Source organism: Marinobacterium marinum (assembly GCF_013868415.1).
GTDB lineage: Bacteria > Pseudomonadota > Gammaproteobacteria > Pseudomonadales > Balneatricaceae > Marinobacterium > Marinobacterium marinum.
Genome location: NZ_JACEMT010000050.1, coordinates 34,194 through 47,493 on the forward strand (window position 1 = coordinate 34,194; position 13,300 = coordinate 47,493).

The following is a 13,300-nucleotide window of genomic DNA, read 5'->3' on the forward strand; positions in this document are numbered from 1 at the left end:
TCAGCCGGTTCCTTCCGGTCAGCGTTCACCCAGAGCATTGGCTTTGGCACGTAAAATGGGTTTAAGCAGGTAAGAGAGCACACTGCGCTCTCCGGTAATAATATCCAGCTGTGCTGTCATGCCCGGCATGACTTCCAGCGCATCCGACAGAGCCCTTTCATTGGTAATGGCCCGTACCAGATAGTAGGTATTGTCTCGTTTGTCCGTGATGGTGTCGGCACTGATGTGCTGCACCTCCGCAGGAATGCCGCCATAGATGGAAAAGTCGTAGGCATGCAATTTGATCGTGGCAGGCAGGCCCGGTCGCAGAAAGGCAATGTCTCGTGGCGCAATTTTGGCTTCGACCAGCAGGCGATCATCCGCCGGTACGATTTCGACCACGGCATCACCCTGTCCGATTACGCCACCGGTTGTGTTATACAACACACGCTGCACGGTTCCACTGACCGGTGCCCGCAACTCGGCAGCCTTGACTCTGTCCGCCAGGGCAACGGCACCTTCCTTTAGGCCACTCAGCTCGGCAGACGCATCACTCAACTCCGTGCGCCAGCGGTTACGTGCAGCATGGCGCGTTTCACCAATACGCGCTTCCGCCTCTTCCACAGCGGCGCGCTGACGTTCGGTTTCAGCTTCGGCCCGTCGCAATTCACCTGATGCAGCAGCCAAGTCGCGTTCCAGTCGCAGCAGATCCACTTCGGACACTGCCCCGGACTCCAGCAGGGGACGCGTCACTCGCAGCTCCTGACCCGACAGGCGTACTTCCTGCCGTGCGGCTCGTACCTTGGCCTGCGCTTCCTGCAAGCCGCGTTGCTGCTGACTAAGCTGCTCACCGGCAACAGCCTGTCCCTGCTGATATTCACTCAGGCTCTCGGCAAAGAAAGCCTTTTCACGTTGCAGGACAGCCCGTTGTTCCGGCGTTGCTCCCTGCTCCGGTTGCCAGTGTTCGTCATTCAGCAACGCATTAAGACGCTCGACCTTTGCCTGCAGGGCAAAGATGCGCACCTCGGTTTCCTGAAAATTGGCCACAAAGCGGGTCGGGTCGATTTTCACCAGCAAGTCACCGGCTTCTACCTTATCCCCTTCACTCACGTGCAGCTCACGCACCACGCCACCATCCGGCGACTGTACGATCTGCAGCTGCCGTGCAGGAATCACCTTGCCTTCCCCGCGCGTCACCTCTTCAATAGAGGCCATCGCCGACCAGACCAGCAACAGGACAAAGGCAATCAGAATGGTGTACAACAAACCACGCGCGCCCGGCTCTCTGGATTCAACAATGCTGAACTCCGCTTCCTTGCTCCAATCATGCGCGTCCTGCGGCAGGCGGCTCAGCAAGGGACGCATCAGCGCTCCTGCTATCCGTCCGGAGCGCTGCCCCGGAGCGGCCAGCCGCTCCAGCCCGGCAAAGCCCTTTTCTTCCGCGTGACGGCGCTCGCTCATGCTGCCGCCCTCTTCACACGCCCCTGAGCCAAGGCATCAAGCACGGTCTGCTTGGGACCGTCTGCCAAAATCTTCCCCTTGTCCATCACCACCAGTCGATCGACCAGCTGCAGCAGGCTGGTGCGGTGAGTGATCAGCAACAGTGTCTTGTCCTGACAATGCTCCTTGAGCTGCCGGCAGATATGCTGTTCCATCATGCTATCCATTGCGCTGGCAGGTTCGTCCAGCAACAGCACGGGGGCATCCATCAACACCGCTCGCGCCAGTGCCAGTGTTTGTCGCTGCCCGCCGGACAGTGACAGTCCCTGCTCGCCAACCTGACGGGACCAGCCATCCGCTTCGGGTCCGATCAGTGTATCCAGACCGGATACGCGCACCGCCTGCTGCAGCTGGTGCGGCTCCACATCATCCATGCCCAGGGTGACATTGTCGTATACGCTGCCATTGATCAGTTGCAGATCCTGCGGCAGGTAACCGATACTGCGACGCACTTCAGCCGGGTCCAGCTGGGTCTGATTCAGGCCATCCAACAGCACGCTGCCCTGAGTCGGGCGATACAGGCCCAGAATCAGCTTTTCCAATGTACTTTTACCGGAGCCGGCGGCACCAATAATGCCGATCTTTTCACCGGCCTTGATACGCAGGGAAATACCGTTCAGTGCCGCCCGCTCCTCACCGGGGTAGGTAAAGCTCACATTGCTGAATTCGATTTCACCGCGCAGCCCTTCATGGCTGATCGATTGCTGCCCCGGACTCCTCTCCTGCGGGGTTTCCATCACTTCATCCAGCATATTCAACGCCGAAGCCGCCTGATGGTACTGGGTCAGCAGCGCCGCCGTCTGTGACACCGGCGCCATCGCTCTGGAGCTGAGCATATAAGCCGCAATCAGCGCCCCCTGGCTCATCTGGCCATCTATTACCAGATACACGCCAATGATGATCATGCTTACCGCTACAGTCTGCTGCACCCAGGCCGCGCCCATGCTGACCGAGGTACCCAGCAGCCTCTGCCGGCTTCCGGTTCCGGACAGAAAGCGGGTCGCCTGCTCCCATTGCCGCTGCATGCGGCCAGTCGCATTGAGACTTTTCAACAACGGCAAACAGCTCAGGCTTTCAATCACTCCCGCCGTACGCTGTGCCGACGCCTGCCCGGATACATCCGCCAGGCGACGCATCTGCTGCTGTACCGACAGGGCATACAACAGCAGCAACAGAGCCCCCACGACGACGGGCACCGCCATCAAGGGAGCAATAATCAAAATAATCAGGAGAAACAGAAGGAAGAACGGCAAGTCAATCAGCGCCGTCACCACCATGCTGCCACAGAAAGCACGCACACTTTCAAACCCCTGAATACTACCCGCCAGGGCACCGATGGAAGTGGGCATATGCTCCAGGCGCATGCCCAGCACCCGTTCCATCAACCGTGCGGACAGCCGGTTATCGGCACGCCCCGCGGCCAGCTCGATAAACCAGCCACGCAACATGCGCAGGACAAGGTCGGCCACAATCACGATGCCAACCCCTGCTGCCAATACCCACAGCGTTGAGGTTGTCTGATTGGGTACGACCCGGTCATAAACATTCATCACAAACAGTGGCAGCGCCAGCGCGAACAGGTTGACGCACAGCGACGCCAGTAAAACATCGCGATAGATACGCCGATTGCCACGGATGACCGACCAGAACCAGTGCCCGCTATCGGAACTGGCCGCCTCTTCCGCTGCCACCTCACCCAGCTGCAGCAACGGTCGGCAATAGGCGACCACTCCCGCGTAATCGTCTTGCAATTCGTCCCATGTCAGGGTTTGCACCTCCATGCCCAGCTCGGGCACACGAACCCGTGCCTCGCCGGTAGACGAATCCAGATACTCAAGCACACAGGCCCGATTGCCTTGCAGCAACAGGATGCAGGGTAGCCAGCGGCCATTCAGGCGCGCCAGCGGCTGGCGCACCAGACGTGCGCGCATGCCGGCACGCTCTGCAGCCCTCGGCAGCAGCGACGGTGTCAACTGCCCACCCCGCAACGGCAGCCCTTCTGTCAGGGCCGCTCGTGTGCGGCGATTGCCACTGGCCTGTGCCAGCCACTGAAGGCACTGGCACAGAGAGTCGTCATGCATGGCGATGCCGGCGGTCATGATTAGCGCACGTCAAGCTGAACCAGCGCATCGGAAACCGCTGCGCAGTACTGTACAGGCAGATCCTGTGCATCCTGCCCTTCCGGTACGATATCAGTGATATCAGCCATGGCCGGTGCCATATCCAACGTATCCAGCAGACTGCCCATGCTGTTGAGCACCTGCAGGCGAGTCAGCATCAGGTCATACTGACCCTGAACATAGCTGCGCTCGGCCTGAAAGGCTTCGTTTTCGGAGTCCAGCACGTCCAGTAGTGAGCGACGCCCGATGTCGTACTGCTGACGATAGGCTTCCACGACATTGGAAGAGGATTCCTTGTGTTGCTGCAGCAATGTCAGTTTCTGCTTGAGGTTGCCCTGCTCGGCCCAGGCAATGGTAGCGGTCTGACGCAGATCAACGCAGGCCTTATCTCGCATGCTTTCGGCCTGGCCAATACGATGATGCGCAGCACGCTGAGTCGCACGATCACTGCCACCATTGAAGATGTTATATCGCATGCGCAGCTCTACCAGGCTTTCATCGCCGTAGCTATCCGGATCGGTACGATTATCAAAACCGTTGTTGTTCTGATACATACCATGACTCAGACCCAGCTCCAGCGTGGGGTAGTTGGTGGATTCAGCCACTGTCAGCGCCGAGCGAGCCGCATCAATATTGGCAAAGGCGGCATGGATGGAAGGATTGTTGGCGAAAGCGCTGTTCAGCACAGGCTCCAGCGCGGTCGGCATGCCCGCATCCAGTTCCGGTACCGCCTGCAGGGATTCACCCGGTGCACGTCCTACCAGACGCTGGAAGCGCGCCGTAACACTCTGCAGGTTGCTCAATTCAGTGCGCAGATTGGAACGTGCCAGCGCCAGACGGCCTTCGGCCTGGTACAGGTCGGCCCGATTGCCCACACCACGTTCGGTACGCTCATGCACCTGCTTGCGCACACGAACATGGTTGTCCACATTCGCCTGCGCCAGGCCGGCCAGATAACGATAGCGTTTCACATCCAGGTAGGCCTGAGCGACTTCCAGTGTTTTGTCTTCGGCTTCACCGCGCAAACGATAATACTGCTCGCGCATCTGATGTTCGGCTTCATCTACACGTCCCTGCACTTTGAAACCGTCGAACAGCATCTGCGTGATTGAGAGTTCCGCGTAGTTGCGGTCATAAGAGCCACGCTTGTCAAAGTCGCGTCGCGCCTGGCCCACCGAAACATCCAGATCAACGCTGGGCAGATAACCGCCCCGTTCTTTCCGTTTTTCCGCCTGCAGCACGTTCAGTGCCTCGGCCTCAAAACGCACTTCGGGGTTGCTATCGAGTGCTTCGGCCACAACCGACTGCAGGCTTTCAGCACTCGCTTGTGTACCAAACAGCAGAACCAGCCCTGTAGCTATTGATTGAGCCAGTCGTGCCGGTTTCAAACAAACTTTTACCGCGTCCATAATTCGCCTCTCCTTGTCAGGCCAAACAGCATGTATAGAGGAGTCTTCAGCGAATCGACACTGACCCTGCTGGACGAAATGGACGGCAGGCGGAATAAGGGCCGATCACTGAGCTGTGTGTGAAATAGAAAACAGTATTGTAAGGGGACGCGGGGGCGATAACCTGTGCCAGAAGGGCACAAAGCTTTGCTGGAACGAACAATTAATTCAAACGATTGATTCAACCATTGCCAAGCAGAATTCTAACCGGCAATAAAACTGTAATACGTGTTCCCTCATCCAGCTTACTATACAGTGAAATATCACCGGCCATCTTGTGCACCAGCTCTTTGACAATGGCCAGCCCCAGCCCCGAACCTGGAATATTGTGCTCACTTGCCGCACGGTGAAAGGGCTCAAACACTCTGCTTTGCTCGTGCAGACTAATGCCATGGCCGGTATCACTGACCGTCATATCCAAAATGGCGCCATCCCGAACCGACGTTTCTCGCAACTCGACGTCCAGTCTGACGCTCCCGGCTTCCGTGTATTTACATGCATTCTCCAACAAGTTGAACAGCACTTCCCGCAGCAGGGTTGCATCGCCCATCACCGTACACTCTGCCTCCGGCTGCAGACGCACACTGAAGTCCAACAACTTGTCGGAAAACTGAATGCTGACCACATGTTCCAGACTGGCAAAAAAGGCGGGGAGGTGAACTGGACACGGCTGACACTCAATGTCCCGGATACCCTGGGCATAGTTGATCAAACGATCGACAACCACCAGCATATGCCGAGCACTATCGTCGATAATCCGCCCCTTATGCGCAACGGTTTCTGACTGCCCTTCCAGCAGTCGAGCATACCCAAAAATCGCGCTCAGCGGCGACTTGAGATCATGCGTCACACGCCCCAAAAAGGCCGTTTTAGCTTCGTCTGCCTTGTGCGCCGCCACCAAGGCTTCATGCAATGCACGGGTGCGCCCGGCCGCTACGGCTTCAAGGCGAAGCCGAGCCTGGTGCTCTCGCTCATGCAACTGTCTTTCCAAAACGAAATCATGTTCGTTTTTATGCCGTGCATAGGTCAGCAGCAGTCCAAGCACGATTGCTGCACCCACCCCGATACGCAGCATATCGAATTCGGCGGTATAGCGAATCGCAAAAAAATACATGACGAAGAAAGCACTGAGACAGACCCACACGCCCCCCAATAATGCCAATAAGGTTTTTTGCCGGGGCTGATGATATTTCAGCGCTGTCGGCACCATAAACGGCCAAACAGCAAGCAGCAAGCAGCTGAGACCTGTCAAGAGCGAAAGGGATATGACCGTGTCCAACACAAAGGTCAACACCGAGTACAGCAACGTCAGCGCCAATACAGCCGGCGGTGCCCAACGCCACACCCTGTGCGTATGCAAACCGAGGATATACACCGACAAAACGATAAACAGTGCCTTGATTACCGCGCTGCTGATAAAGCGCAACTCGGCGGCATACTCTGTTGCCCCACCTAACACCAGGGCGGTGATATAGCCTTCTTTCTCCGATTCGCACACAAACAGCGCCAGCATCCAGATGCCAACCAGCAGGTACTTGAAATCACGTTGCGCCAGCAATAGCACGAATAACGTCAGGATAACGACCAGAGAGACCGAATGGAGTCGATAGCGCTGCAGTTCCTGCTGCTCAAAATGTTCCGGCTCCCAGCTTGTAAGTTTCAGGAAAGGACGACTGCTGGAATCGATTTGAACCAGAAAATCCACCTGTTGCCCGACCGGAATCGATACCGGTACCAGCGCCCTCACTCTGGCGATATCACGCACCGAAACAGGCGTATCCAAACCGACACTGTGGTGTTCTATTTGCGCACCGGTCAGCGGGTCACGCTGCCAAACCTTAATTGCCTGCAGACTCCAAGGGAAAAACTCCAGCCAACACTCTATCGGCTCCGCACCCGAGTTGGACAGCCGAGCACGCAACCATAGCGTAGAGGCCTGACGAGGCGCTTCCAACAACTCAGGGTGCTGCCGTACGGACACCCAGCTCGCCCCCGGTTCCATCCCCTGCATGGCCAGCGCGAGGTTATGATCACTTGATACTGCGGACAACTCGATCACCGGCCAGTCCTGCGACGATTCTCCCCTGGCAACCATCGCCACCAGCAGCCACAGACAGGCCAACCCGATCCGAGACAAGAACTTCAAAGACCCGTACTCGTCACTTGGCATACTGCATGCTCGCCAGCCCATGTATCCAGCAATGTCTGAAGTTCCACGAAATTGCCACTTTCAGCCGGGCGGCGCATCTGCCGAGCCAAATCGATATACTCCGGCAACTCCCGCTGCACTTCGTCACACCATTCAACCAGATCCGTCACGGCTCCCTGCTCAATCCAGGCATGTATCTTTTCGAGGGTTTCTGCACTCAAGTCATAGCGCTGCTTACAGGCCGGACAGTGACGATCACGCCCGCTACCCAGCACCGTTTCAAGTGACAGTGACAACACACGCGCAATCACACGCCGCAGCCGTACCAGATCAACGGGCTTACCCAGGCAAGCATCGTAGCCTTTTTCACCCGGTTGATTCTGCTCTGCCTGCAACCCCCAGGTCGCAGACAGCAGTATGACCGGAATATAGGTGCCTTCCGTGCGCATGGCCTGCAACACTGCATCACCGTCGCGACCCGGCAGGCAATAATCGGTCAGCACCAAATCCGGCAACCTGTCGGTTTCGGATAGAGCCGCAATGGCTGTTTCTGCACAGGCGAATGTACGTACCTCAGAACCGAGCGACTCCAGTTCCAGTGCCATCAGCGTACGAATCGCTTCCGCATCGTCCACCACCCAGGCCATATACCCCTGTGCATCAAATACCGGCAGCATGTGCTCGGGCATATTGAGCAATGCCGCATCCTCCTGCTCCTCTCCGACGTGCACCGGCAAGGATATCTGCACACGAGTGCCCATCCCGCTTTCATTCTGTAACCGAATCCTGCCCCCCAGCTTACCGACCAGGTCATGTACGATAAACAGCCCCGGCTCTGCCTCTTCCAGCAGACCGACCGACACCGAGTGTCCCGTCAGGATCGACAGCTCCTCGGGCGACAACCCCTTGCCGCTATCCGTCACCACACATGTCAGCCAGAGCGTCCCTGTCGCCGGATCAAAGTGACTGCTGACCTGCATGTCAATCTCGCCATTACGGGTATGCCGACAGCCACTGTCGACCAGATTCACAAGAATTTCCCGCAGAAAGGTTTCGTCACTGCGAATGGTCAAGCACGCCAGTTCTCCAATCGTCATAGTGAAACGATTGCCCTTTTTATACGCCAGTATCCTGGCTTCATATTCCAGGCTGTTGAGAAAAGCGTGCAAGTAGATTTCACCGGTGATTTGCTCAATGGTCGTAACATCTCGTGCATGGTCAATCAACCGAGTCACCATGTTCAACATATGCCGAGCACTGTTGTAGATGGCCAACCCCGTTTCACCAACCTTGTCCGGCTCGGCCCGCAGGTGCTGAGCATAGCCCATGATGGAGGTCAGCGGAGACTTGAGATCATGCGACACCCGACTGAGAAAGTTGCTTTTCTCGGCATCGGCAACCTGAGCCGCTCTTAAGGCCCGACTCAACTCGTCCGTACGTTCGGCAACGATACGTTCCAGATACTCACGTTCCTGCTGATCCTTTTGGCGCAGCCGTTGTTTCAGGTAACGGGCGTAACTGCGGCGCTGATGACTGCAAACCAGCAACAGCCCCAGCACGATCACGGCATAGGCAACGGCCGCCGTGGCTATCAACGCGGTAGAATCAGGCCGCTCAACCGTCAGCTTCGCCGTCACGATCTGCGTGGTCAGCCAACCGGCTATCAGCAGTCCGAATAACGAGCGCTGCCAACGATCTTGCGATTCGGACGCAACCGGCAACAGCAGAATCCAAACCACCATATAAAAGCCACTCAGGAGCAATCCGGCCGTACGCACATGGTCATCACTGATAAAAGGCATCAGCAGAGGTGTCAACAACAAGGCTGATACGGCAAAACCCGATACGCGGCGAAAAAAACGGTGTCGGTTCAGCCCCAGCAATACCGTCGACAGTATGATGAACAACGGCTTTTCCAACAGCAAAACAAGATAAAAGAGGTCTCTGGGTGGCCCGTCACGTGCGCCGAACAACAGTGCGGACAGATTGCCGCCCCACTCCGCCAGCAAGCAGAAAAGCACCAGCATCCACGCGCCCACCAATGCATAACGCACGTCGAACTGCGCCAATAGCACCACCAGCACAGTGACAATAGCAGCCAGCGCAAGCAGATAAACCATCTCCCCCGCCATTGGGTTCAGATGATCAATAGCCCCTGCCGGTGCAGTGAACAGCAAGCACAACAAGAAGACTACCGGCTTTCCCCTGCCCGACAGTGATGCCAGCCAGCCACCATTATTCAATCGGGCAACCCTGTCCTGACAACCTGAATTTCGACGGCGCCAAGCCAAATCGCTCGCGGAAAGCCGTCGAGAAATTCGCACCATTACTAAAACCGACCTGAGCGGCAATGTCATTGATCGACGTGTCGGTATTGCGCAGCAATTGCCAGGCTTCTTTCATCCGCTCTTCACGCAGGTATTCATATACCGTAGCCCCGGCACACTCTTTAAAGGCAGTGTTCAAACGCTTGGCGTTCGTCCCGACCAAACGTGCCAAATCCTGAACGCTAGGCGCCTCGTCCAGGTTACTCAACAAATGTATGCGGGCACTATGGAAGAGTACATGGCTCAAATGCGCCTCGCCGGAGCGCACGAGCACTTCCTCTGCTCCGCCCACGGCGTCCGTCATTGCAGCGTCGCCCGGTTCGTCCGAGCGCTGCCGATAACGCAAATGTACCTGTAATCGCAGACTCACCTCGTCAAAGTCGAAGGGCTTGCCGATAAAATCGACTCCACCCGCCAGCAGCCCCTGAATACGCTGCTTCGGAGCGGAAAAGGCAGACAGGAATATCACCGGAATACCGGCAGTAACAGGGTCGTTATTCAGCAGTTTACAGGCTGAATAGCCGTCACATCGCGGCATATCAACATCCATCAGCACCAGATCCGGCACAATCAAGCGAGCCTTGTGGATCCCATCCAGTCCATCCAGCGCATGGTACACCCGACACCCCTGATGTTGCAGATAGGTGGTAATCAGCAGGCGTTCTGCCTCTACATCATCAATGACAAGAACTCGTTTTCCGTTGAGTATTTCCATCAGCCCCGACCCATAAGGTTGAACAGCACATTCCAAACGCGAGTTCCAATAGCCACTCAATCATTGTGCATAGGGAAAATGATACCTGATAGGGGGACTTTTTGCTTCACGATACCCCCCAAGCAACCCGCTCAAAACAGCCAGCCGACAACACATTCCCAGCCGGATGGAATTTCACCGGTTCCATTTGCGTGGCAACTGTTTTTGCAGGGAGCGGTTTGTTACCCTGAGACGCTGTCATGACAAGACCTTCCTGTTGGCTCGAGAGTCTCGCTTTCTCGGCAAACACATCCAGCGCTTCCCGCCACAGGCATTGCTCCACTCCTGCCGTGGAACCCGAAACGGCAGTTGGGCTGCCCGGAGTGACTGACAGACACGCTTACTCAAAAGTTTACTTTTATTTCAATGAGTTATGATGAAGAAAAGCAAGCAGAAAACCCCCTCTGAGAGCATGCATACGCCGATGATGCAGCAGTATCTCCGCATCAAGGCCCAACACCCGGACCAGTTGCTTTTTTACCGTATGGGGGACTTCTACGAACTGTTCTACGATGATGCAAAAAAAGCGGCCACCCTGCTGGACATATCCCTGACCGCACGCGGGAAATCGGCGGGCGACCCTATCCCCATGGCTGGCATCCCCTACCACTCGGCGGAAGGCTATATTGCCCGCATCGTCAAGTCAGGGGAGTCCGTGGTGATCTGCGAACAGGTCGGGGACCCTGCTACCAGTAAGGGGCCTGTCGCCCGCGAAGTGGTGCGTATTGTCACGCCCGGCACTCTCAGCGATGAAGCTCTGCTGGACGAGCATCAGGACAACCTGCTGATGGGCATCGCACAACAGGGTGAACGGTACGGACTGGCCCTGATCGACATCAGTTCGGGCCGTTTCAGCCTGTTCGAAGTTGATGACGAAAACGCCCTGCAGGCGGAGCTGGAACGTTTGCGCCCTGCAGAGCTGCTGTACCCCGATGAGGCTGCCCTGCACGACAGCATTCGCAAGCGCCCCGGCAGCCATGCCCGCCCACCCTGGGAGTTCGAGTCCGATACCGCCGAGCGTCTGCTGTGTGAACAGTTCAACACCCATGATTTGAGCGGCTTCGGCTGCGAGCACTTGAGCCTGGCTATCTGTGCAGCTGGTTGCCTGCTGCAATACGCAAGAGACACTCAGCGCAGCGCTTTGCCCCACATTCGTCGCCTGCAGGTCGAGCAGCACGACGAAGCCGTGATCCTGGACGCATCCACTCGACGCAACCTGGAGCTGGATCTGAATCTGTCCGGTGGACGCAGCAACACTCTGGCTTCCGTGCTGGATAAGTGTCGCACTCCCATGGGAAGCCGCCTGTTGCGGCGCTGGCTGCACCGTCCTCTACGTGACCGTTCCACGCTGGAAGCACGGCAGGATGCGATTCGCTGGCTACTCACTCCGGACTGCAGTGACAACATTGCCGAACAGCTCAAGCTTATTGGGGACATGGAACGTATCCTGTCCCGTATCGCATTGAGATCCGCACGCCCCCGAGACCTCGAACGTTTACGCAATGCTCTGGTCTCCCTGCCCGCCCTGCAGCAGCTGCTGCAACGCAACGATTCCCCCCGTATCGGGGCGCTGGCAACCAGTATCACAACCTTTCCCGAACAGGCCGACCTGCTGAGCCGCGCCATCATTGATGCGCCACCGGTTGTCATCCGCGATGGCGGCGTTATTGCGGGCGGTTACGACGCCGAGCTGGATGAGCTGAGAGGGTTGAGTGAAAATGCCGGTGATTTCCTGCTGCAACTGGAAGCACGGGAGCGAGCCCGTACCGATATTGCCACCCTCAAGGTCGGATATAACCGGGTACACGGTTACTACATTGAAGTCAGCAAGGCCCAGGCCGTAGACATGCCGCCCGAGTATATTCGTCGGCAAACCCTGAAAAATGCCGAACGCTTCATAACTCCCGAACTCAAATCGTTCGAAGACAAGGCCCTCAGCGCCAAAAGCAAGGCTCTGGCCCGCGAAAAGCAGCTCTATGATGCACTGCTGGAACTGCTGGCTGCCCAGCTGCTGGCACTGCAGGAGTGCGCCGCCGCCTTGGCCGAGCTGGACGTTCTCAACACCCTGGCCGAACGCGCATTAACACTGGATTATCAACGCCCCCAACTGGTTGACGAACCCTGCCTGAATATCCAGCGCGGCCGCCACCCCGTGGTTGAGCATGTAATGGAATCCCCTTTTGTCGCCAACGACCTGGCGCTGGACCGCGACCGGCACATGCTGATCATCACTGGCCCCAACATGGGTGGTAAATCAACCTACATGCGCCAGGCTGCGCTGATTACGCTACTGGCGCACATCGGCAGCTATGTACCGGCCGAGGCGGCTACCATCGGCATTGTCGATCGTATTTTCACCCGTATGGGCTCATCCGACGATCTGGCCGGAGGGCGCTCAACCTTCATGGTGGAAATGACCGAAACCGCCAACATTCTGCACAATGCCAGCAGCCGCAGTCTGGTACTCATGGATGAGGTGGGACGCGGCACCAGTACCTTTGACGGCCTGTCGCTGGCCTGGTCCTGTGCCGAATTTCTGGCCCGAGACGTCAAGGCCTTCACCCTGTTCGCGACCCATTACTTCGAACTGACCCACCTGCCCGAGCGAGAGAGCGGCGTGGCCAACGTACACCTGACGGCGGTGGAACATAACGATCATATTGTTTTCATGCACGAAGTGCAGGATGGGCCGGCCAGTCAGAGCTATGGTCTTCAGGTCGCCCAGCTGGCCGGTATTCCGGCGGATGTCATTCGCAATGCCCGGGACAAACTGGTAGTACTGGAGCAGGACAGTCGTGACCAGGGTGATGTCGTGACCCGTAACCCGGCGCCAGTCTCGACTGCTGTTAATGAAGAGCCGATGCAGGCCGACCTTTTTGTCAGCCATCAGCCCTCGGCGGCAGAACGCCAATTGCAGGAACTGGACCCCGATGAACTGACACCTCGTCAGGCTCTGGACCAGCTGTACGCACTCAAGGCACTGCTGAATGTCTGATCAAAATGCCCGCGGGGCACTATACTGC

The 13,300-nt window shown here is 57.2% G+C and carries 7 protein-coding genes; 1 reads left to right on the forward strand and 6 read right to left on the reverse strand.

Going from position 1 to position 13,300, the window contains the following annotated elements; translation table 11 throughout:
- Positions 1 to 18 precede the first annotated feature (18 nt).
- The 6 genes from H1S06_RS10450 to H1S06_RS10475 all read right to left on the reverse strand — a co-directional run bounded on the left by H1S06_RS10450 (position 19) and on the right by H1S06_RS10475 (position 10,238).
- Entirely contained in the window at positions 19 to 1,440 is a 1,422-nt protein-coding gene (locus H1S06_RS10450) for an HlyD family type I secretion periplasmic adaptor subunit (RefSeq protein WP_181739907.1), read from the reverse strand.
- Positions 1,437 to 3,578: a type I secretion system permease/ATPase gene (locus H1S06_RS10455; protein WP_255483010.1), complete on the reverse strand. Its 2,142-nt coding sequence runs from the start codon at positions 3,576 to 3,578 to the stop codon at positions 1,437 to 1,439. Before H1S06_RS10455 ends, H1S06_RS10450 begins: the two co-directional genes overlap by 4 nt.
- A gap of 2 nt (positions 3,579 to 3,580) precedes the next feature.
- The gene (locus H1S06_RS10460; RefSeq protein WP_181739908.1) at positions 3,581 to 5,008 is read right to left on the reverse strand and encodes a TolC family outer membrane protein; all 1,428 of its coding nucleotides are present in this window, start codon (positions 5,006 to 5,008) and stop codon (positions 3,581 to 3,583) included.
- Positions 5,009 to 5,228: 220 nt separating this feature from the next.
- Positions 5,229 to 7,193: a sensor histidine kinase gene (locus H1S06_RS10465; RefSeq protein WP_181739909.1), complete on the reverse strand. Its 1,965-nt coding sequence runs from the start codon at positions 7,191 to 7,193 to the stop codon at positions 5,229 to 5,231.
- Positions 7,190 to 9,316: a hybrid sensor histidine kinase/response regulator gene (locus H1S06_RS10470; RefSeq protein ID WP_181739910.1), complete on the reverse strand. Its 2,127-nt coding sequence runs from the start codon at positions 9,314 to 9,316 to the stop codon at positions 7,190 to 7,192. Before H1S06_RS10470 ends, H1S06_RS10465 begins: the two co-directional genes overlap by 4 nt.
- A gap of 115 nt (positions 9,317 to 9,431) precedes the next feature.
- Entirely contained in the window at positions 9,432 to 10,238 is an 807-nt protein-coding gene (locus H1S06_RS10475) for a response regulator transcription factor (protein WP_181739911.1), read from the reverse strand.
- 415 nt (positions 10,239 to 10,653) lie between these two features.
- Between H1S06_RS10475 and mutS the strand changes: the two genes are divergently transcribed.
- Positions 10,654 to 13,272: a DNA mismatch repair protein MutS gene (gene mutS / locus H1S06_RS10480; RefSeq protein ID WP_220183850.1), complete on the forward strand. Its 2,619-nt coding sequence runs from the start codon at positions 10,654 to 10,656 to the stop codon at positions 13,270 to 13,272.
- Positions 13,273 to 13,300: the final 28 nt, after the last annotated feature.